Source organism: Labrys sp. WJW, from assembly GCF_001676615.1.
Lineage (GTDB): Bacteria > Pseudomonadota > Alphaproteobacteria > Rhizobiales > Labraceae > Labrys > Labrys sedimenti.
This window is the reverse complement of record NZ_LYXZ01000039.1, coordinates 110480-132014: the sequence shown is the minus strand read 5'-3', so window position 1 is coordinate 132014 and position 21535 is coordinate 110480. Positions and strand designations below refer to the sequence as shown.

The 21535-nt window shown below is 66.4% G+C and carries 19 protein-coding genes; 14 read left to right on the top strand and 5 right to left on the bottom strand.

Annotated features, from left to right (window positions below; genetic code table 11):
- Nucleotides 1-28 precede the first annotated feature (28 nt).
- Both BA190_RS23140 and galE read left to right on the top strand, forming a co-directional pair.
- A complete protein-coding gene (locus BA190_RS23140; protein ID WP_068292929.1) occupies nucleotides 29-1159 on the top strand; it encodes a serine hydrolase in 1131 nt (376 codons plus the stop codon).
- 302 nt (nucleotides 1160-1461) lie between these two features.
- The gene (gene galE, locus BA190_RS23135; protein ID WP_068293139.1) at nucleotides 1462-2442 is read left to right on the top strand and encodes a UDP-glucose 4-epimerase GalE; all 981 of its coding nucleotides are present in this window, start codon (nucleotides 1462-1464) and stop codon (nucleotides 2440-2442) included.
- A gap of 41 nt (nucleotides 2443-2483) precedes the next feature.
- Here the strand turns inward: galE and BA190_RS23130 are convergent, their stop codons facing one another.
- Both BA190_RS23130 and BA190_RS23125 read right to left on the bottom strand, forming a co-directional pair.
- Entirely contained in the window at nucleotides 2484-3470 is a 987-nt protein-coding gene (locus tag BA190_RS23130) for a 3'-5' exonuclease (protein WP_068292926.1), read from the bottom strand.
- Between the two features lie 117 nt (nucleotides 3471-3587).
- Complete coding sequence (locus BA190_RS23125; RefSeq protein ID WP_202908509.1) at nucleotides 3588-4565, bottom strand: GlxA family transcriptional regulator; 978 nt, start codon at nucleotides 4563-4565, stop codon at nucleotides 3588-3590.
- Between the two features lie 141 nt (nucleotides 4566-4706).
- Between BA190_RS23125 and BA190_RS23120 the strand changes: the two genes are divergently transcribed.
- The 4 genes from BA190_RS23120 (at nucleotide 4707) to BA190_RS23105 (ending at nucleotide 8069) form a co-directional block, all read left to right on the top strand.
- Entirely contained in the window at nucleotides 4707-5345 is a 639-nt protein-coding gene (locus BA190_RS23120) for an HD domain-containing protein (RefSeq protein WP_068292920.1), read from the top strand.
- A gap of 200 nt (nucleotides 5346-5545) precedes the next feature.
- The gene (gene tsaD, locus BA190_RS23115) at nucleotides 5546-6640 is read left to right on the top strand and encodes a tRNA (adenosine(37)-N6)-threonylcarbamoyltransferase complex transferase subunit TsaD (protein ID WP_068292917.1); all 1095 of its coding nucleotides are present in this window, start codon (nucleotides 5546-5548) and stop codon (nucleotides 6638-6640) included.
- Nucleotides 6637-7647, top strand: a complete 1011-nt coding sequence (locus tag BA190_RS23110) for an NAD(P)H-dependent glycerol-3-phosphate dehydrogenase (protein ID WP_245314915.1) — start codon at nucleotides 6637-6639, stop codon at nucleotides 7645-7647. Before tsaD ends, BA190_RS23110 begins: the two co-directional genes overlap by 4 nt.
- A 71-nt stretch (nucleotides 7648-7718) precedes the next feature.
- Nucleotides 7719-8069, top strand: a complete 351-nt coding sequence (locus tag BA190_RS23105) for a RidA family protein (protein WP_068292912.1) — start codon at nucleotides 7719-7721, stop codon at nucleotides 8067-8069.
- Nucleotides 8070-8121: 52 nt separating this feature from the next.
- Here BA190_RS23105 and BA190_RS23100 read toward each other — a convergent pair whose 3' ends face one another.
- Nucleotides 8122-9078, bottom strand: coding sequence for a tyrosine recombinase XerC (locus BA190_RS23100; protein WP_068292909.1), 957 nt, complete (start codon nucleotides 9076-9078; stop codon nucleotides 8122-8124).
- A gap of 192 nt (nucleotides 9079-9270) precedes the next feature.
- Between BA190_RS23100 and BA190_RS23095 the strand changes: the two genes are divergently transcribed.
- Nucleotides 9271-9852: a hypothetical protein gene (locus tag BA190_RS23095; RefSeq protein ID WP_068292906.1), complete on the top strand. Its 582-nt coding sequence runs from the start codon at nucleotides 9271-9273 to the stop codon at nucleotides 9850-9852.
- A 99-nt stretch (nucleotides 9853-9951) separates the two neighbouring features.
- On the top strand, nucleotides 9952-10665 hold the full coding sequence (locus tag BA190_RS23090) for a PH domain-containing protein (protein ID WP_068292904.1): 714 nt from the start codon (nucleotides 9952-9954) through the stop codon (nucleotides 10663-10665).
- Between the two features lie 9 nt (nucleotides 10666-10674).
- Here the strand turns inward: BA190_RS23090 and BA190_RS23085 are convergent, their stop codons facing one another.
- The gene (locus BA190_RS23085; RefSeq protein ID WP_068292901.1) at nucleotides 10675-11961 is read right to left on the bottom strand and encodes a multidrug effflux MFS transporter; all 1287 of its coding nucleotides are present in this window, start codon (nucleotides 11959-11961) and stop codon (nucleotides 10675-10677) included.
- Between the two features lie 154 nt (nucleotides 11962-12115).
- The gene (locus tag BA190_RS23080; RefSeq protein WP_245314914.1) at nucleotides 12116-13051 is read right to left on the bottom strand and encodes a helix-turn-helix domain-containing protein; all 936 of its coding nucleotides are present in this window, start codon (nucleotides 13049-13051) and stop codon (nucleotides 12116-12118) included.
- 84 nt (nucleotides 13052-13135) lie between these two features.
- Here BA190_RS23080 and BA190_RS23075 point away from each other — a divergent pair, with 84 nt between their 5' ends.
- The 6 genes from BA190_RS23075 (at nucleotide 13136) to BA190_RS23050 (ending at nucleotide 21520) form a co-directional block, all read left to right on the top strand.
- Nucleotides 13136-14419 carry an ABC transporter substrate-binding protein gene (locus BA190_RS23075; RefSeq protein WP_068292895.1) on the top strand — a complete coding sequence of 428 codons (1284 nt, stop codon included), beginning with the start codon at nucleotides 13136-13138 and terminating at the stop codon, nucleotides 14417-14419.
- A 201-nt stretch (nucleotides 14420-14620) separates the two neighbouring features.
- Nucleotides 14621-15481: a carbohydrate ABC transporter permease gene (locus BA190_RS23070; protein ID WP_068292892.1), complete on the top strand. Its 861-nt coding sequence runs from the start codon at nucleotides 14621-14623 to the stop codon at nucleotides 15479-15481.
- Complete coding sequence (locus BA190_RS23065; protein ID WP_068292889.1) at nucleotides 15478-16311, top strand: carbohydrate ABC transporter permease; 834 nt, start codon at nucleotides 15478-15480, stop codon at nucleotides 16309-16311. Before BA190_RS23070 ends, BA190_RS23065 begins: the two co-directional genes overlap by 4 nt.
- 26 nt (nucleotides 16312-16337) lie before the next feature.
- Entirely contained in the window at nucleotides 16338-17426 is a 1089-nt protein-coding gene (locus tag BA190_RS23060; protein WP_068292887.1) for an ABC transporter ATP-binding protein, read from the top strand.
- Nucleotides 17427-17466: 40 nt separating this feature from the next.
- On the top strand, nucleotides 17467-19476 hold the full coding sequence (locus BA190_RS23055; RefSeq protein ID WP_068292884.1) for an aldo/keto reductase: 2010 nt from the start codon (nucleotides 17467-17469) through the stop codon (nucleotides 19474-19476).
- Between the two features lie 325 nt (nucleotides 19477-19801).
- The gene (locus tag BA190_RS23050; RefSeq protein WP_068292881.1) at nucleotides 19802-21520 is read left to right on the top strand and encodes a VanW family protein; all 1719 of its coding nucleotides are present in this window, start codon (nucleotides 19802-19804) and stop codon (nucleotides 21518-21520) included.
- Nucleotides 21521-21535: the final 15 nt, after the last annotated feature.

The following is a 21535-nucleotide window of genomic DNA, read 5'->3' as shown; positions in this document are numbered from 1 at the left end:
CGGCACCATCCCGCTTCGGAGCTTCCCCATGCACGGCCAGCCTTCCCCCGCCATCAGCCAAGCCCGTATGGAGCGCCTCGATGCCGTGATCGACGCCGCCATCGCCGAGGAACGCATCGTCGGCGCCGTGGTGCTGGTGGCCGAGGCGGGCGAGATCGTCTATCGCCGTGCCGCTGGCCACGCCGATCGCGAAGCCGGCGTGCCGATGGCCGGGGACACCATCTTCCGCCTCGCCTCGGTGACCAAGCCGATGGTGGCCGCCGCCGCGCTGGCGCTGATCGAGGCCGGGCAACTCGGCCTCGACGACCCCGTGACCCGTCACCTTCCGACGTTCCGCCCCAGGCTCCCCGATGGCAGCGAGCCGGTGATCACCGTGCGTCATCTCCTCAGCCACACGGCCGGCCTGGGCTATGACTACGGCGACGACGCCGACATCTCCAGCGGTCTCGACCGGCTCGGCCGCGGCATGGCGGAGAATCTCGACAAGATCGCGGCCCAACCATTGGCCTTCGCGCCCGGCAGCGCCTGGCGCTACTCGGTGGCGATCGACGTGCTGGGCGGGCTGATGGAGAAGGCCGCCGGCAAGAGCCTGCCCGAGATCGTGGCCGAACGCGTCACCGGGCCGCTCGGCATGGCCGACACCGAATTCGTGGCCAGCAAGCCCCACCGCCTGGCGACCGCCTATGCCGATGGCGTGCCCCGCCCGGTGCGCATGGGCGAGATCCAGCGTGTATGCCACAATGGCTGGTGGCTCACCTTCGCGCCGCAGCGGGCTTTCGACCCCACGTCCTTCCCCTCCGGCGGCGCCGGCATGGTGGGCACTGCCGGCGACTTCCTCACCTTTCTCGAAGCGGTCCGCAGCGGTGGGGCGCCGATTCTCTCCCCGGAAAGCCAGCGCCTCCTGAGCGAGGATGCGGTCGCCGCTCTCGCCATCGAGGACCCCGGCTGCGGCTTCAGCCTCGGCTGGTCGATCCTGCGCGATCCCGCCCTTGCCGGCATGCCCGGCTCGCCCGGATGCTGGCAATGGGGCGGCGTCTATGGTCACAGCTGGTTCGTGGATCCCGCACGCAAGCTTTCGGTGGTCATGTTCACCAACACGGCGGTCGCGGGTGTCGGCGGTGCCTATCCCGATGCCCTCCGGGCGGCCGTTTACGGCTAAAGGCGCCCTGCGATTCCATATTCCCCGCGATCTGCGGGAAGACCCGCCGCCCCGCTCGTTGGGAGGCCGGCGCCGGCGCCGCCACCGAAATGGGCGGGTGGCTCAATCTTTTGGGAGGGGGGCCGACGCGTGAGCCCCCTATCCTTTCGGTGCGGCAATACCGCTCATTCCCAGCTAGTCGCGCCCGCAATCTGGGGTTACATCTTGGTTAACAGCAGTGACGCACCTGACAGGCCAATCGCGGTGAGAAGTCCCGATACGCGGGACCGGGCCGATTGAGCCCTGCAAGTATGGGAACCAACATGACTCGTGTTCTGGTAACTGGTGGCGCCGGCTACATCGGCAGCCACGCCTGCAAGGCCCTGGCCCTGGCAGGTTATGACCCCGTCGTCGTCGACAATCTCTCCCTGGGCCATGCCGATGCGGTCAAATGGGGACCGCTGGAAGTCGGCGACATCCGCAACAGCGCCTTCCTCAACAAGGTGATCACCCACTACAAGCCCGAAGCGGTGATGCATTTCGCGGCCAGTTCCACGGTGGGCGAATCCGTCGCCGATCCCGCCAAATATTATTCCAACAACGTCGTGGGCTCGCTGACCCTGCTCGAGGCGGTACGCCAGAACGAGATCGAGACCTTCATCCTGTCCTCGACCTGCGCGACCTATGGTATTCCCACCTGCCTGCCGATCCTGGAGAGCGCACCGCGCAATCCGATCAGCCCCTATGGCGCGACCAAGCTGGCGGTGGAGCATGCCCTGGCCGACTACGGCACCGCCTATGGCTTGAAATGGGCGGCGATGCGCTATTTCAATGCCGCCGGTGCCGATCTCGACGGCGAACTGGGCGAGCGCCATGAGCCGGAAACTCATGTCATCCCGCTCGCCATCCAGGCCGCCCTCAGCCATCGGCCCATCTTCAACGTGCTGGGCCGGGACTATCCCACGCCCGACGGTTCGGCCGTCCGCGACTATGTGCATGTCGCCGATATCGCCGATGCCCATGTGCGGGCCATCGACTATCTCAAGGCGGGCGGCGAAAGCTCCGCCTTCAATCTCGGCACCGGCATCGGCACCTCGGTGATCGAGATTCTCGAGGCTGTGCAGCGCTGCACCGGCCGCAAGCTCGACATCCGCTTCCAGCCGCGGCGGCCCGGCGACCCCGCCAGCCTCTACGCCGCCGCCACCAGGGCTGCCGAATTGCTGGGCTGGCATCCCCAGCACCGCGAGATCGATACCATCGTGGGCAGCGCCGTATCCTGGTTCCGGCACAATCTGGCGGCCTGAACGCTCCGAAGACAGGCAGCCGGAGGGGTAAGTCCACCCGGCTAGGCCTTGAACCGATCCGTCGCGGCCAGGCGCTGCGTCAGGGGCCTGGCCTCCGGCCATTGATAGATCTCGGCGCGGAGGAATTTCAGCTCCGCCTCCGCGTCCTCTTCGCCGACTTCGGTCCACCAGCTCTTGGGCTGGCCATTGCTGCCGTCGTTCCAGCGATAGCCGCGCGCCTTGAGCCGATCCTTCATGTCGAAGGGACTGTTGGTCGCCGAGATCCTGATCCGGGCCCGTTCCGATGCCTTCAGCAGTTCGGCGAAGGGGGCGGTCCTGCCCGGTCCGCTCGGCCGGACAAGCACCTCCAGCAGCGCATGGCAATCGTCGACCGCGCGATGCCCGTTGTGGAAATAGCCCGATTGTCCCAGGAGATAGCCGAGCTTGGTACCCTCGAAGCCACGGTCGGACCAGGCGATCTCCACATTCGAGCATGCCCAGGGCTTGGGCGAGAACCCCGGCGCGAAGCGTTCGCAGAAGGGACGGTCGAACCGCGCATTATGCGCAATGACCAGGTCCGCGGGCTCGATGAAGGCCTCGACTTCGGCCGGCGAGATATGCTTGCCGGCCACCATGGCGTCGGTGATGCCGGTCAGCCTGGTGATCTCGGGCGGGATCGGTTCCCCGGGCTGGCGCAGGGCATTGAAGACGCCGACGACATCGCCGACCTGGCCGGCCGGATCATAGGTGACCGCCACCATGCCGAGCTCGATGATCTCGTTCTTCTCATGATCGAGGCCGGTGGTCTCGGTATCGACGATGACAGCCAGGCGCGGAAACCGGCTCTTGTCCCGCGGGATGACGGAGCGCGGCTCCAGCTTGCGCAGGATGCGGTAGCGGCCGGTTGCCTCCAGCATGCTGACCAGGGCAGCCTCGTCGAGCGCCTCGTGCTGGCGGGCCGGTGCGGGAAGGGCACGCTTGGCCCGTGTGGCCGGTGGGCGCCTCTCCGGAAGCGCCTCGGTCCGAAACATGTCGAATTGTTCGCCCATGCTTCCCCCTTTCTCGCCGACTCAATGATCCGGCAGTGGTGAAACGTTTAGCGTTTCCGGCAGCAGCCAGGCAAACCCCGGCCGGCCGTTTTCCCCCGCCAAGGCCGAAGATGTCGATCAATCCTCCGGCGTGAAGCGCCTGCGATAATCGGCGGGCGTGACGCCGACATGCCGCATGAAGGCCCGGCGCAGCACGTCGGCATTGGCGAATCCACACGTCGCCGCCACCTGTTTGGGCGGGCTTTGACCTGTCTCGAGCAGGCGCCGGGCGACGGAGATACGGGACGCCTCAACCCAACTCGCCGGCGTCACGCCGACCTCCATGGCGAAGACCCGGGCGAAATGACGTGGGCTCAGATTGAGGCGCCTGGCCATGCTGGCGACGCTGTGCCGCTCGGCAGGATTGGCGGCCACCCAGCGCTGGAGCTCCTGCAGCGCCGAGCGTCCTGCGGGAAGGGCTTCCTCACGGCGGCTGAACTGCATCTGGCCGCCGGGACGCTTGAAGAACATCACCAGTTGCGCGGCGACGCGCATGGCGATTTCCCGTCCCAGATCCTCCTCAACCAGCGCCAGTGCAAGGTCGAGCCCGGCCGTCACGCCGGCCGCGGTACGCAGCCGCCCGTCGCGGATATGGATGGCGTCGGGGTCCACGGCAATGTCGGGATAGGCCCGGGCCAGACGATCCGCCACGGCCCAATGGGTGGCGACCCGCCGGCCCGCCAGCAACCCGGCAGCAGCCAAGACGAAGGCTCCGGCGCAAACTGAACCATAGCGCCGCGTCGTGGCAGCCACCCGCTTCAGCCAGGCGAGCACGGCCGCATCGGGTTCGGTCACCGCTGCGTTGGGGCTGCCGGCAACGAGAAGCGTATCGACGGGCTCGCCGCCATCCGCCCCGATCACGATGTCGGGCAGCAGGCGGGCGCCCGAGGAACTGCGGATCGCCTCCTCGCTTCGGGACGCGACAAGGAGGCGATAGACCTCCCGGCCAGCCTGCGTGTTGGCCTCGGCAAAGACGTCCATCGGCCCGGATACGTCGAGCAGCTGCACGCCCTGCAGGGCCAGTATCGCAATGGTCTTGGTCTCGTTCCCAGACATCAGCATTCCCGACATGGGCACTCCCGGCATCAGCGTCCGCTTGCAACCGGTTTTGGCAGAAATCGGAGTAATACACCGATTGAAGCCATACCTAGGACGAGCCTAGGCTCTGCGCCAGTGAAATCCACTGGAGATATCGAAATGACCGCCATTTCAGGCATCGAAATACCGGACAGCTGCCTGTGCCGGGACATCACTGCCTTCATCCGCGACACCGAAACCCCGCTCCTGTTCCACCATTCCAGCCGGGTCTTCTATTTCGGCGCCCTGGCCGGCAAGCGCCGTGGGCTGACCTTCGATCCCGAGCTCCTCTATGCCGGCGCCATGTTCCACGACATCGGGCTGATGCCTGGCCATAGCAGCGCGACCGAGCGCTTCGAGGTCGACGGCGCCAATGCCGCCCGCGACTTCCTGTCGAGCCGCGGCATCACGCCTGCCGACATCGACCTCGTCTGGGCGGCGATCGCACTGCACACCACGCCGGGCATTCCCGAGCACATGCACCCGGTCGTCGCCCTGGTGACGGCAGGCGTCGAGATGGACGTGCTCGGCCTGACCTATGACCAATATGGCGAGGCCGAACGCGAGGCCGTGGTCGGCGCCCATCCGCGCACGCCGCATTTCAAGGAGGACATCATCCAGGCCTTCTATGACGGCATCCGGCACAAGCCCCAGACCACCTTCGGCAACGTCAAGGCGGACGTGATCGCCGACAAGGAGCCTCATTTCCAGCGCGGCAATTTCTGCTCGGTGATCCGCTGCTCGCACTGGCACGGCTGAAACGGGAGCCTCCCGTGCTCGGCGGGAATGGCCTCGCCCCTATCCCGGCGAGCGGATCGTGCTATAGGGTGTGCCATCAGCTCCAAAAGCAAAGGCGCGTTTCGGCGCAAGCGTTTCTTTGCTGTGGTTCCCCTTGCAACACGTCTTTGCGATTGTTGGTGATCCGTCTATCGCAAAGCGCCCAGGTACCCACCCGCCCCATGCTCGTTCTCGGCATCGAAACCACCTGCGACGAAACCTCCGCCGCCATCGTCGCACGCAATCAGGACGGCGAGGGCGAGATCCTGTCCAATGTCGTGCTGTCGCAGATCGCCGAGCACGCCGCCTATGGCGGAGTGGTGCCGGAAATCGCCGCGCGCGCCCATGTCGAGGTGCTCGACCACATCATCGAGCAGGCGCTGGAAGAGGCCGATGTCCGCTTCGACAAGCTCGACGGCATCGCCGCGGCCGCGGGCCCCGGCCTGATCGGGGGGGTGATCGTCGGCCTCACCACCGCGAAGGCCCTGGCGCTTTCGCTCGGCAAGCCGCTGGTCGCGGTCAACCATCTGGAGGCGCATGCGCTGACGCCGCGCCTCACCGACCAGGTTACCTTCCCCTATCTCCTGCTGCTGGCCTCCGGCGGCCACACCCAGCTCCTGGCCGTGCGCGGCCTCGGCGACTATGTCCGGCTCGGCACCACCATCGACGATGCCATCGGCGAGGCCTTCGACAAGACCGCCAAGATGCTGGGCCTGGGCTATCCCGGCGGCCCCGCCGTCGAGGCGCAGGCGATGAGCGGCGACGCCGCCCGCTTCGCCTTTCCCCGCCCTCTGCAAGGGCGGCCGGATCCGAATTTCTCGCTGTCGGGCCTGAAGACGGCGGTCCGGCTCGAAGCCGAAAGGCTGGCGCCGCTCGCCGCCAAGGATATCAGGGACCTCTGCGCCTCCTTCCAGGCGGCGGTGGTGGACATGGTGGTCGACCGCACGCGCGTCGGCCTGAGGCGGTTCCGCGAGACCGCCGGGCAGTCCCCCAGCGCCCTGGTGATCGCAGGCGGCGTAGCTGCCAATCTTGCCATCCGTCGCGGCCTGCAGCGCCTCGGCGCGGAGACGGGCCTGCGCATCGTGATGCCGCCGGCCGCTTTGTGCACCGACAATGGCGCCATGATCGCCTGGGCGGGCGCCGAGCGCCTCTCTGCCGGCATCACCGACGGCCTCGACGTGAGCCCGCGGGCCCGCTGGCCGCTCGACCCAAATGCACCGGGCGCGGGCAAGCAGGGCCTCGGCAAGGCCGGCGTCGGCAAGGGAGCGAAAGCTTGAGTGCTTCTGGCTTGAACGGCTCCGGGTTCAAAAGCATCGGGGTCATCGGCGCCGGCGCTTTCGGTGCTGCGCTTGCTTGCGCCACCTCCCGCGCCGGCCGTCATGTCAGCCTGTGGGGACGCGATGCCGCGGCCATGGCTGCACTGACGGAGACACGCCGGCTGCCGAAGCTCGACGGCCTTGCCCTGCCCGAAGCCATCCACCCCACCGCCGATCTTGCCGAGGCCGCGCGCGCCGACGCCCTGATCCTGGCGGTTCCGACCCAGGCCCTGCGCGATGTCTGCGGGCGGCTGGCCGGCATGGTCTCGGCCAATACCCCGCTCATCCTGGCCGCCAAGGGCATCGAGCGCTCGAGTGGTGAGTTCGTCTCGCAGGTCGCCGCCGAGATCCTGCCGGGCTGCATCCCGGCCGTGCTCTCCGGACCGGGCTTCGCCGCCGACATCGCCAAGGCCTACCCGACGGCCCTGACGCTGGCCTGTGCGGATCGCTCGCTCGGCGAACGCCTGGTCAAGGCCATCGGCTCCCCGACCTTCCGTCTCTACCATACGGACGATCTGCGGGGTGTCGAGATCGGCGGAGCGGCCAAGAACGTGCTCGCCATCGCCGCCGGCATCGCCGCCGGCCGCGGCTTCGGCGAAAGCACGGTGGCGGCCCTCCTCGCCCGCAGCTTCGCCGAGCTCACGCGCTTCGGCCTTGCCTTCGGCGCCCGCCCGGAAACGCTGGCAGGCCTGTCGGGCCTCGGCGATCTCATCCTTACCGGCACCTCGTCTCGCTCCCGCAACCGGCGCTTCGGCGAGGAACTCGGCAAGGACATCGGCCTGGAAACGGCAATCGCCGATGTCGGCCTGGCCGAAGGCGTCTGGACCGCCCCGATCCTGGCGCGCATGGCGGCGGACAGACATGTCGACATGCCGATCGCCACCGCCGTCGCCGGTCTGGTGGCTGGCAAGGCCAGCGTCGACCAGGCCATCAAGCAATTGCTGTCGCGTCCCCCGCGCGCCGAGTAATCCACGGTCCCGAAGATGCCGACGCATCAGGGCCCCGGACAACGCCACCCCAACCAAACCTGGAGACTGACATGACCCTGAAGCGTATCGGCGCCGGCAACCGCATGAGCGATGCCGTCATCCACGGCGACAAGATCCACCTGTCCGGCTATGTCGCCGAGACCACGGTCGGCAAGTCGGTCAAGGAGCAGACCGCCGACATTCTCGCCCAGATCGATGAGACCCTGAAGCAGGCCGGCACCGACAAGACCAAGGTGATCAAGGCCAATATCTGGCTCACCGACATCGGCACCTGGGCCGAGATGAACGAGGCCTGGGACGCCTGGGTGGTTGCCGGCCAGGCCCCGGCCCGCGCCACGGTGGAAGCCAAGCTCGCCGGCCCCGGCCTCGATGTCGAGATCATGGTCGAAGCGGCGCTGTAAGAAATCTAAGCTGCCTTCCCCGCATCGCGGGGAAGGCCTCTCCACACCACTCTCAACTTCGTGCTCTAGGATGGGCCGACTGGTAGACCCTCATCAATTCGGTCGCATCGACCTTGGTGTAGATCTGCGTGGTCGACAGGCTGGCATGGCCGAGCAGTTCCTGGATGGAACGCAGATCCCCTCCGCGCCCGAGCAGATGGGTGGCGAAGGAATGCCGCAGCGCATGGGGCGTGGCGCTGTCCGGCAGGCCGAGCGCACCGCGCAGATGCTGCATGGCATATTGGATGATGCGCGGCGACAACGGGCCGCCCCGCGCACCGACGAAGAGCGGATCGTCCGGCCCGCCCGGATAGGGCAGGATTTTCAGATAATCCTCCACCGCCCGCGCGACCGGCGCGATCACCGGCACCGAACGCATCTTGTTGCCCTTGCCCGTGACGGTGAGACTGTCGCGCCCGCTGACTGGCGCATCCTTGCGCGTCAGGCCAAGCGCTTCGGAAATGCGCAGGCCCGCCCCGTAGCACAGCGCCAGTACGGCGGCATCGCGGGCCAGGATCCAGGGTTCGCGCGCCTCGCCCAGGCGGGTATCGGCAGAAGCCACCTTGCGGGCGACCTCCGGGGCGAGCGGCTTGGGCAGGCTCTGCGGCAGCTTGGGCCCGCGCACGGCTGACAGCGCCGCACTGGCACCATGGCCCTGGCGTTCGAGGAAACGGGCGAAAGCGCGTGTCGCCGCGAGCGCCCGCATCAGCGAGCGGGGCTTCAGCCCATCGGCCCGGCGCGCGGCCAGGAAGGCCCTGACATCGCGGGGGGCAAGCGAGGCGATGTCATCCAATCCCGGCGGCTCACCGAAATGGCCGGTCAGGAAACGCAGGAAGGTAGTGACGTCGCGGTCATAGGCTTCCACCGTCTTGGGGCTCATGCGCCGCTCGACGGCGAGATAGGCAAGCCATTGCACCTTGGCGGCGGCAAGGTCGGAGGCAGCGACGAGGATTGGCGGCGAAGCGTTCATGCCGCCAGTGTGGCGCAAAATAATGAGCAGAAGGTTTGCACTGGTTTGCCTGCTGCCACGACGCTCCGCAACGTGCCATTGCTCAAAATTCGCATGGAGTCGGGGGTCGAGCTTCGATCCGGTTTCAGTTGAAACCGCTACGGAAAGGCGTAGAATCAACAGTGTACAAGTATCGCGGCCTAGGCATTTCGCATGTCATTCCAATCTCTGCCGCCTGAAATCTCCCGCCTCTTGACCAATCGCGAACGCATTCTCTGGAGTGGAAGGCCCAAGCAGGGCCTGATGCTGCGCAGTTCGGATGCAGCCTTCATCCCGTTCAGCTTGATGTGGGGTGGATTCGCCATCTTTTGGGAAACCACCGCGGTGATGTCCGGCGCCCCGTTCTTCTTCAGGCTCTGGGGCATTCCCTTCGTGCTGGTCGGTCTCTACCTGATCGCCGGACGCTTCTTCGCGGATGCGTGGGAACGAGGGAAAACGGCCTACGTCGTCACCAATGAGCGCGTGCTCATCGTCGGCGGACTTCTCAAGCGCACCGTTACGTCGCTCGAACTGCGGACCTTGCCGGAAATGTCGCTTTCCCTTGCTGGTGATGACAAGGGCACCTTGACCTTCGGCACGGGCTCGAATGCCACCTGGGGCCGCCTTCGATTTGGCAACCAGACCTCGCCCCCGCCTCCACCGCAATTCGAGGGCATTCCCAATGCCGCGAAGGTGATGGCATGCATTCGTGACGCGCAGGCAGCCTTGCTGAACCCGATCTCTCGGGCGAGCTGACGACCCAAACCTGCGTGCGGGGAATCCTGATTTCCTCTCCACTTCCTCCTCTGCGACGCCCCAGCCAGTGCGGATCGACTGGTACCGGAGAAAGACTGCATGTCGGATCTGTTGTCACCGTCCATGCCCCAGGAAATGGCGCCGCTACTGGGCAATGAAGATTTTCTGTGGGCCGGCAAGCCGAAAGAAGGTCTGATGTTCAGGAAGTCGGACTGGCTCGCCATTCCCGTCAGCCTTGTCTTCCTCGGAATGGCCCTGAGGCCTTACTGGGACGCTCGCGGCAGGACGATGAATCCGGTGGAGATGGCCGCCTTGGCGATCTTTGCCACGCTTGGCATCTATTTGCTGGTCGGGCGCTTTTTTGTCGATGCCTATGTGCGCCGGGACATGGTCTATGGCCTGACCTCGCACCGCGCCCTGATCATCGGTGGCTTCTTCAGTCGCAAGGTGCTGTCGATCGACCTCAGGACCTTGCAGCAGATCGCCCTCACGCAAAGACGCGACGGCCTGGGCACCATCACCTTCGGCCCGGATGGCGGCCTCAACTCCTTGCTGGCCGGCGGTTTTTGGATCGGCGGCGTCTGGATCGACCTCATGGGCTGGCTTCGCCAAAAGCCGCAGGACGGCAGGCCCGGTCATTTCGATCGGGATGAGGACCCGCCCCCTCCCGAGCCGGCGCGGTTCGAGGCGATCCCCGATGCTGCAATGGTGATGGCGAAGATCCAGCAGGCCCAGGCGGCACTCGCCGCGCCGCCTGAAGCCCCGAATGTCAGCTCACCGGGGATCACGCCGGCATGGCACCTCCCTCGATAGGCCTGTTCCTCACTCCCCCGCCACCAGCGCCGGGGTCGCTGCCGGGTCGGGAACCGCCGCCTCGCGTTCGCTCGACCACACCAGCACCAGCATGCACAGGCTGGAAAGGCCGAGATAGCCGCAGGCGAGCGGGAAGATGGTGCCGTCATAGGCTTCGCCGATCACCGCGCCGATCACCGCTCCCATCAGCGTGGTGACGCAGCCGATGAAGGAGGAAGCGGTGCCGGCGATATCGCCCACCGGTTCCATCGCCAGCGCGTTGAAATTCGGCATGGTCAGGCTGAGCAGGAAATGCGCCACGCCCATGACAATGCCGAAATAGATCAGCGGCGGCCGGCCCTGGAACAGCACGGCCAAGCCGAGCAGCAGCATCGCCATCAGCCAGAAGCCGACCATGCCGAAGCGCGACAGCCGGTGCATGCCGAGCCGCCTCACCAGCCGGGAATTGGCGAAGGAAGCCAGGCCCATGCAGATGGCGATCAGTGCGAAGGCCAGCGGGAAGAGCGGGCCGAGCTTGTAGATGTCGGTCTCGAAGATCTGCTGGGACGAGCCGAGATAGGTCATCAGGCAGCCCATGGCGAGCCCCATCGCCAGCATGTTGGCGAAGGAGGCGCGCGTGGTCACCACCCGGCGCATGCCGCTGGCGACGGCGGGCAGCGACAGCGGCCGGCGATATTCGGGATGCAGCGTCTCGGGCATGCGCAGGCCGAACCAGAACACCACCACCAGCACCAGGCCCAGCATGCTCATGAAGATGGTGCGCCAGTCGCCCAGCATCAGGAAGGCGCTGCCCGTGGCCGGCGCGATCACCGGCACGATGATGAAGATCATCAAGGTGAGCGACATCACCCGTGCCATCTCGCGGCCCTCGTAGCGGTCACGTACGATGGCGATGGAGAGCACGCGTGCCGAGCCGGCGCCGAGGCCCTGGATGGCTCGGGCTGCCAGCAGCACCTCATAGCTGGGGGCGAAAATCGCCAGGAGCGTGCCGGCAGTATAGATGCCCAGGCCGATCATCAGCACCTTGCGGCGGCCGATGGAATCGGAAATCGGCCCCCAGGCGAGCTGCATGATGGCAAAGCCCGCCATATAGGCGGTGATGATCAGTTGCATGCGGTTGGCATCGGCAATGCCGAATTCCGACCGCACGGCGGAGAAGGCTGGCAGGAGATTGTCGATGGAGAGGGAACTGAGCCCCATCATCAGGGCAATCACGAGAACGAACTCGGCAAAGGACGGCTGGGGCTCCCGCCGCACGGCAGGCTCCAGCGCCGCGCCGGCAACGGGACGGGGCATGGAAAACTCGGAAATGTGAAAATCTATAACCGGCGGGGCAATAAAGCGGCGCTCAGATGGTGGATCTGTAGCATATCAATCGTGACGAAAAGGTGATTTTTTCGCCACAGAGGGCAAATATTTCAAGCGAATTGACGAATTTCGGCGGGAAGCGTCACGCCTGAGGCGCCGCTCCCGGTTCGACGGGAGCGAGTATGGGGCGCTCGCCCTGTCCGCTGCGCCGGAAATCGGAGGGCGACATGCCTGCGATCCTGCGGAAGCTCTTGTTGAAGCCCGAGAGGGAGCCGAAGCCCGACTCCATCGCCACGCGCAGGATGTTGCCGTCACCGCTGATCAGGCGCGCCTGCGCATAGGACAGGCGCAGCAGGCTGACATAGTCGTTCAGCGTCATGCCCGTGCATTTCTTGAACAGGCTCATGGCATATTTGGGATGGAGGCCGGCGGCCGCCGCGATGTCGGCGCTGTCGATGTCGTCGAGGAAATTGTCGGCGATGAAATCGCACAGGTTGCGCACATGGCGCAGGGCCTGCGGATCGGCGGTACTGGCCTGGCCGGCATGGGCATCGAGGCTGGGCAACAGGGCATAGGGCTCGAAGCGCACCCGTTCCAGCCGCAGCAGCAATTCGCTCACCGCATGCTGGGCGCGCACCATGTCGCCCGAGCGGGTATAGCCGTTCCAGCGCGCGAAATTGGCGCCATCCGACGAGTCGGTCTCGCGGATGAGCAGGGTCGCGCCGGCCATCAGGCGGGCCGGCACCTCCTCGGGCAGGCGCAGCCGGAAGAAATGCACCAGCGGCAGATGCGCGCCGGCATAGATGGCATCGTCGGAGGCATCGTCCATCTGATGCGGCAGGCCGCCCCAGAACAGCACCATGTCGCCCGCCGCCAGCCTGAGCTCGTAGCCGGCCATGCGGTAATGCACCCAGCCCTGGACGATGAAGTTCACCTCGACCTGGGCGTGCCAATGGGGCGAGAGCATGACGCGCGGCGTATTGTGGAAGGTCTGCAGTACGGTCGGCAGGTTTTCGACGCTGTTGGCCGTCGGCTGATAATAGGAGCGTTCCTGCATCTTACTTTCAGGCAAGTCCATCTTCCCTTTATCGCAGACAGACCGAGCTGCCTGCCTAGAGTAGCTTCCCGCCGCACAAGAGCAAATGAAAAGGGGAGGAATGGAATGCGCAAGACGATCGGCTGCGCCGCGCTGGCAGTTGCCGCGGGCCTTCATGCGTCGACGGCCTTGGCCCAATCTGGGGAGATCCGGGTCTGGAGCTGGGACATCGCCGCCGCCTCGCTGAAAGCCAATATCGAAGGCTTCAACAAGCAATTCCCCAATGTGAAGGTCACGGTGGAGGATCTCGGCAACGCCCAGGTCTTCTCCAAGACCCAGGCCGGCTGTGCCGCCGGCGGAGCGGGCCTGCCCGACGTCGTCTCGATCGAGAACTACAAGGCGGAGAGTTATTGGAACCAGTTCCCCGACTGCTTCGCCGATCTCAAGCCGCTCGGCTACACGGCGGAGGTGGCCGGCAAGTTCGCCGATTTCAAGCGGGCGGAACTCGAAAAGGGCGATGCCGCCTATGCCATGCCCTGGGATTCGGGCCCGGTCGTGATGTATTACCGGCGTGACTTCTACGAGAAGGCCGGCGTCGATCCGGCCAGCATCAAGACCTGGGATGATTTCATCGCCGCCGGCAAGAAGATCGCCGCTGCCAATCCCGGCGTGACCATGAGCGCCACCGATCTCGACGGTGACGGTACCACCGAATGGTTCCGCATGGTCGGCAACGAGCAGGGGTGCAATTATTTCGCCCCGGACGCCAGCGCCGTCACGGTCAATGCGCCCGCCTGCATCGCCGTCTACGACAAGCTCAAGCAGCTCAAGGACGCCGGCACCATCATCTCGGCCGGCTGGGCCGACAAGATCCAGGCCCTCAAGGCCGGCAAGGTCGCCACCATCATGTTCGGCGGCTGGTATGAGGGCACGATCCGCACCAACGCGCCCGAGCTCGCCGGCAAATGGGGGGTCTATCGCATGCCGAGCCTGACGGCGGACGGTCCGCGCGCCGCCAATATCGGCGGCTCGTCGCTGGCCATCCCCGCCAGTTCGAAGAACAAGGAAGCGGCCTTCGCCTTCGTCAAATACGCCCTTTCCACCGATGAGGGCCAGGTCACCATGCTCAAGGCCTATGGCCTAGTGCCGTCGCTGAATTCGGCACTGGAAGATCCCTATGTGAAGCAGGGCCAGCCCTATTGGGGCAACCAGGCGATCTGGACCGACATCCTCGCCACCCTGCCCAAGATCAAGTCCACCCACGGCACCGCCTTCCTCAACGATGCCGAAGCGGCCCTGAAGACCGTGCAGACCAAGTTCCTGGGCGGCGGCTACCCCGATGCCAAGGCCGCGCTGGATGATGCCGCCAACCAGATCTCGTCGGCCTCGGGGCTGCCGGTGGCCCCCTGAGGCTGGCAGAAACTCGAAATGACGGGGCGTTTGTCATCACCGGGCTTGACCCGGTGATCCAGAGCGGCCGTGAAGGGTGTTCGCGGCGTGCTGGATGCCCGGGTCGAGCCCGGGCATGACAAAATCGAGCCTTTCCCGGCCGTGTCGGGATTTCATTCAGCTTTGACACCCGCTTCTCCCTCTCCTGGCGGAGACCATCCGATGCAGCGGCACAATCGCGCGGCCTATGGCTTCCTTGCGCCCTATCTGGCGATCTTCCTCGCCTTCTGGATCTGGCCGATCATCTCTTCCTTCGTGATCTCGCTGCATCAGACGCGCGTGTCGCCCTGGCAATTCAGGCCGGCGGCCAATTGGGGGCGGCTGATCTCCGATCCCGCCTTCTTCAACGCCCTGAAGAACACGCTGATCATCCTGATCATCCAAGTGCCGGTGATGATCGGCCTCGCCACCGTGATCGCCGTCTTCCTCAATTCGCCTTTGCTCAAGGCCAAGGGCCTGTTCCGCTTTGCCTTCTTTGCCCCCGTCGTGGTGGGCGAGGTCGCCTATTCGGCGGTATTCCGCCTGATGTTCGCCCAGGATTTCGGTGTGGTGAACAAGCTGCTCTCCTCCGTCGGCCTGCCCGCCATCGACTGGCTCTCCAACCCGACGGCCGCGCTGGCGCTGGTGATGATCGCCCTGACCTGGCGCTGGACCGGCTACAACGCCATCATCATCCTCGCCGGCCTGCAGGCCATCCCCGGCGACGTCTATGAGGCAGCCACGCTCGATCGCGTCTCCAAGGTGCGCCAGTTCTTTTTCATCACCCTGCCGCTCTTGAAGCCGGTGATCACCTTCAGCGTGATCCTGTCGATCTCCGGCACCATGCAGCTCTTCACCGAGCCTTATCTGATCACCAATCACGGCGGTCCGGGCGGGGCGACCGAGACCCTCGGCCTGTTGCTCTACCGCCAGGCCTTTCTCTCCGGCAATGTCGGCTACGCCTCCGCCATCGCCTACACCATTGCCGGCCTGGCGATGATCGTCTCGCTCATCCAGCTACGCCTGTCGAGGGAAGCGAAATGACGAGGTCCGGTCGCCAAAAGTTCAACGCCGTCATCCTGCACGCCCTCATCGTGCCGATGTCGCTCGTCTGGCTGTTTCCGCTGTGGATGATGGGCGTGTTCGCCACCATGCCCGACTACGGCATCTATGCGCCGGACCTCTCCTTCTGGTTCGGCACCAATTTCCTCGACAACCTCGCCAACCTGCAGCGGACGACCAACTTCCTGCATGCCATGACCGTCTCGGTCATCGTCGGGCTCGCCTATACCGTGCTCTCGGCCGGGTTGACGGCCATGGCCGGCTGGGCGCTGGCGCGCTATCGCTTCTTCGGTCGGGGCGTGGTGCTCGCCATCATCCTCGGCACGATCTCCCTGCCCTTCTTCGTGGTGATCATCCCGCAATTCATCCTGGTGGCGCGCGACCTCGGCATGGCCAATAGCTGGTTCGGCCTGATCGTGCCGCCCCTGTTCAATTCGCTGGGCGTGCTGTTCATGCGCCAGGCCTTCACCATGATGCCGGCGGAACTCTTCGACGCCGCCCGGGTAGAAGGGGTGAGGGAATGGCGCATCTTCCTGTTCGTGGCACTGCCGCTGGCGCGCCCGACCCTGGCGGCACTGTGCATCATCCTCTTCCTGACAAGCTGGAACAATTATCTGTGGCCGCTCCTGATCGCCGGCGACAAGGCGATGTTCACCGCGCCCGTGGCGCTGGGCAGCCTGATCGGCATCTCCAATGTGAGCTGGGGCGGCATCATGGCCGGGGCCGTGCTGCTGACCGCCCCGATGCTGGCCGTCTTCCTCCTCCTGCAGCGCCACTTCATCGCCGGCATCGCGGCCGGCGCCGTCAAGTAATCTCAAGAAAGCGAGACAAGAGCGACATGGCAGGCCTCACGCTCCGTTCCGTGGTCAAGCGCTTCGGCAGTTTCGAGATCATCCATGGCGTCGACCTCGACATCGCCGACGGCGAGTTCGTGGTCTTCGTCGGTCCCTCGGGCTGTGGCAAATCCACCTTGCTGCGCATGATCGCCGGGCTCGAGGACATCTCGGGCGGGCAGATCAGCATCGGCGGCCAGGTGGTCAACGAGGTCGAGCCCGCCGATCGCGGCATCGCCATGGTGTTCCAGTCCTACGCCCTCTATCCGCACATGACGGTGGAGCGGAACCTCTCCTTCGGCCTCAGGATGAACGGCAATCCCAAGGCGGACACCGATCGGCGGGTGGCGCGCGCCGCCGACATCCTGCGCATCACCGATCTCATGCAGCGCCGGCCCAAGCAGCTCTCGGGCGGCCAGCGCCAGCGCGTGGCGATCGGCCGGGCGATCGTGCGCGACCCCAAGGTGTTCCTGTTCGACGAGCCCTTGTCCAACCTCGACGCCGAATTGCGGGTGCAGATGCGGGTGGAGATCGCCAGGCTCCACCGCGAACTCGGCGTGACCATGATCTACGTCACCCATGACCAGACCGAAGCGATGACCCTGGCCGACAAGATAGTGGTGCTGCGCGGCGGCAATGTCGAGCAGGTCGGGCGCCCGCTCGAACTCTACGAGGACCCCGCCAACCGCTTCGTCGCCGGCTTCATGGGCAGCCCCAAGATGAACTTCCTGGCCGGACGCGTCGTCACGGCGGACAAGGGAAGCGTGACGGTCGAACTGGTCAACCAGAAAGGCGCGCGCCTTGCGGTGCCGCTCGCCGGCCCGGCGCCGGCACCGGGCAGCGAGGTCGCCATCGGCATCCGTCCCGAACACTTCCTGCCCGCGGGCAGCGGCGACGCCGATCTCGCCATCGAGGTCGACATGGCCGAGCATCTGGGTGCCACGTCCTATGTCTATGCCGGCACGGCCTCCGCCGAACCGCTGATCATCCAGCGCGACGATTCCCGCCAATGGGCCGAGGAGCGCCAGCTCACCGTCGCCATCCCCCGCCACCGCGCTCTGCTGTTCGCCAAGGACGGCCAGCGCCTGCGCTGAGCGCAGTACTTTTTTCCTGAAAGCCTTTGGAAAGACTGACATGACCGAGAAAGACAAGATCCGCTGGGGCATCATCGGACCCGGCGCCATCGCCAAGGCCTTCGTCGCCGGCCTCGGCGATTCCGAGAGCGGCGTGCTCGCGGCGATCGGCACCCGCGATCCGGGCAGGCCGGGCCTTGCCGAAGCCTTCCCCGGCGCCCGCATCCACCGGGGCTATGAGGCCCTGCTGGCCGATCCCACAATCGATGCCGTCTATATAGCCGTGCCCCATCCCGGCCACGCACAATGGGCGATCAAGGCGGCCGAAGCCGGCAAGCATGCGCTGGTGGAAAAACCCATGGGACTGACGGCCTTCGAGGCCGATGCCATGATGCATGCCGCCCGCAAGGCCGGAACCTTCCTGGGCGAGGCCTTCATGTACCGCCAGCACCCGCAGACCCTGAAGCTGGTGGAACTGATCCGGTCGGGCGCGATCGGCGAAGTCAGGCTGATCCGCTCCAGCTTCGGTTTCGCCATGCCGGAGTTCAAGCCCGATCACCGGCTCTATGCCAATGATCTGGCGGGCGGCGGTATCCTCGATGTCGGCGGCTATCCCGTCTCGATGGCGCGGCTGATCGCCGGCGCCGCCTCGGGCAAGGGCTTCCTTGAGCCCGACAGCGTTTCCGGCACCGGCCATCTCGGGCAATCGGGGGTCGACGAATGGGCTTCGGCCCTGTTGCACTTCCCAGGCGGCATCCTGGCGGACGTCTCCTGCTCGATCTCGCTGAAGCAGGATAATGTGCTGCGCATCCTCGGCACCGAGGGCCGCATCGAGGTGCAGGATTTCTGGTTTGCCGGCGGCGTGCAGGGCGGCACCGGCGAGATCCGCATCGTCAGGCCCGACGGCACGGCGGAGACGGTGCAGGTCGAGGAGACACGGCATCTCTATGCCTTCGAGGCCGACGCCGCCGGCAAGGCCATTCGCGAAGGCAGCCGGGAATTCGCCTGGCCGGGCATGGACTGGGCCGACAGCCTTGGCAATCTGCGCGTGCTCGACAAATGGCGCCAGGCGATCGGGCTCGAATACGGCATCGAGAAGCCCGAGCGGCGCAAGGAGACGCTGAAGGGCACGCCGCTCAGGCCGGGGAGCGGGCCGATCCCCCGGCGTATCATTCCCGGCCTCGCGCCGGCCGCCTCCGCCGTGGCGCTCGGCTTCGAGGACTTCCGCACCTTCTCCAGCGCAGCCATCCTGCTGGACGCCTTCTTCGAGAAGGGCGGCAACCTGTTCGACACCGCCTTCGTCTATGGCGCCGGCATCACCGAAAAACTGTTCGGCGACTGGCAGACCTCACGAGGCGTGCGCAACGAGAGCGTGGTGATCGGCAAGGGCGCGCATACCCCGCTCTGCCGTCCCGAATTCATCGGTCAGCAGCTCACCCAGTCGCTCGAACGACTGAAGACCGACCATGTCGACCTCTATTTCATGCATCGCGACAATTCCGACGTGCCGGTCGGCGAGTTCGTCGACGCCATGGATGCCGAGGTCAAGGCCGGCCGCATCCGCGGCCCCTTTGGCGGCTCGAACTGGACACGCGAGCGCTTCGACGAGGCGGTGGCCTATGCCGACAGGACGGGCAAGCAGAGGCCGGGGGCGCTCTCCAACAATTTCGCCCTTGCCGAGATGCAGGACGTGATCTGGGCGGGCTGCGTCTCGGCATCGGACGACGACTGGAAGGCCTGGCTCGCGGCGCGGCAGGTCCCCAATTTCGCCTGGTCGAGCCAGGGGCGCGGCTTCTTCACCGACAGGGCCGGGCGGGACAAGCAGGACGACAAGGAACTCGTCCGGGTCTGGTATTCCGAGCGCAATTTCGCGCGCCGGGACCGGGCGGTCGAACTGGCCCGCCGGCTCGGCAAGCGGCCGATCCATGTCGCCCTCGCCTATGTCCTGTCGCAGCCCTTCCCGTCCGTGCCGCTGATCGGGCCGCGCACGCTGGGCGAGCTCGACGACAGCCTGGAGGCCTTCGACATCGCCCTGACGCCGGAAGAGGTCGCCTGGCTCGATCGGGGGTAGAGGCCGCGATAGCAGCTTATGAGGAAGGGCGCGCCGCCGACCACCCCTTCTCCCCGTTCTGACGGGGAGAAGGCCGGGATGAGGGGCAGCGCAACACGTAGAAAACCGAACTCTGCGAAGCCCCTCACCCTTACCCTCTCCCCGCAAGTGGCGGGGCGAGGGGGGCTTGAGCGTCGCGGCCTCACGTCACCTTCATCACCCAGCCCAATCCTTCATTCTGTTCCCGCGACAGCCAGAATTGCCCTCCGCGTGCCAGCGCGCACGGCGGGCTCGCCAAGGGGCCGATAAGGTCTCGGCAAGTTTTCAGCCGAGCCGGGATCCCGCCATGGTCGCCCTCCCCCAACGCAGCGTGCCTAGCTATGCCGACAGCCTCGCCTTCGAGGCCAAGGCGGTGGCCTTGCGGGGGCTGCGCTACCTGCGCGAGAAATTCACTGCCGAGCCCATTGTCCGCCATGGCTGCTCGGCCCAGCTGGCCGCCGCACCCGTGCTCGGCCGGGCCGGCTCGCCCCTGTGGACCCATCTCGCCGGGGCCAGGGACCGCGAGCTCACCGCCGGCAAGGTACAGAATTTGCGCATGGCCTTGAAGGGCCTCGACGGTGTCGAGGTGCCGGCCGGCGCCGTGCTCAGCTTCTGGAAGCAGGTCGGCCGCGCCAGCCGGGCCCGCGGCTACGTGCCTGGCCGCGAATTGCGCGAAGGCTGCCTGATCGCCAGCGTGGGCGGCGGCCTGTGCCAGCTTTCCAACGCCCTCTATGAGGCGGCCCTCGCAGCCGGGCTGGAGATCGTCGAACGCCATGCCCATAGCCGCGTGGTGCCCGGTTCGCGTGCCCAGCTCGGCCGCGACGCCACCGTGTTCTGGAACTATGTCGACTTCCGCATCCGCAGCCACCACCCCTTCCGCATCGAAGCCTCGATGAGCCGGGACAGGCTGGAGATCGTCCTGCGTGGCCATGGCCGCGCCAATGCCACCGACCTGCCAGTGGAAATGCCACCTGCCGGGCCGGCGGTGCATGACTGCACGCAATGCGGGCAGCAAGATTGCCATCGCAACGACCCCGAGCGCGCCCTCCGCGCCGGCGTGCCGACGGCCTGGCTCGTCGATGCCTGCTGGCCGGAATTCGCCACCCTGCTCGAGCAGAGGGCCGGCAGCGAAGACGCCCTTTTCCTGCCCTCCCGCCGCCTGGGCGCCGCGCGCTATGGCTGGCCGTCGGGCATGGCCGGCAGCGAGACCACGGCGACCATCGCCACGCTACGACGCTCGCTCGCATTGCGAGGCGCCAAGGGTGGCAGCCTGCAGGCGAAGGCCCTCCAGGGCGATGCCCGTCTCGCGGCGGCCTATGCCGCCAGACTGTCGCACCGGCATACGCATCTCGTGGTCTCGCAGAACCTGCTCCCGCATCTATGGCTGGCCGGCGCCCTGCAGGGCCGCAGCTTCGAGGTGCTGATGGAACGCCTGCCGCTTGCCGAGCTGCAGGCAAAACTCGATGCCACTGCTGCACGCCATCCTGAAAGCTCCACCCTGGCGGACTTCCGCGCGCCGGAGGCGATCGAGGCGGCCGAAAGCGCCGCCCTGGCTGCCGCCGACCGGCTGCTGACCCCGCATTCGGAAATCGCGGCTCTCGCCCCTGGCAAGACCCATCTGCTCGACTGGTCCCCCGCCCGGCCGCTCCCGGCCGCGAAGGGCGGCCGCACCCTGCTGTTTCCCGCCTCGGCCCTCGGCCGCAAGGGCGCCTATGCCCTGCGCGAGGCGCTCTACGGCCTGCCCGTCGAGCTCGCCGTGAAGGGGCATGCGCGCGAGAGCCTCGGCTTCTGGGGCAACATGCCGGTCCGCCTGCTGGCCCCGGGCGAGACGCCTGCCACCCTTGCCGGGGTGGTGCTGCCGGCTGTCGTCGAGCACCAGCCGCGCCAGCTCCTCGCCGCCCTGGCGGCCGGCCTGCCCGTGATCGCCACGCCGGCCTGCGGACTTTCTCCGCGACCAGGTCTCACCTTGGTACCGGAGGACGATCCGGCTGTGCTGCGCTCGGCCATCGAGGCCCTGCTCGGCTGAGGCGGAGCGGGAAGC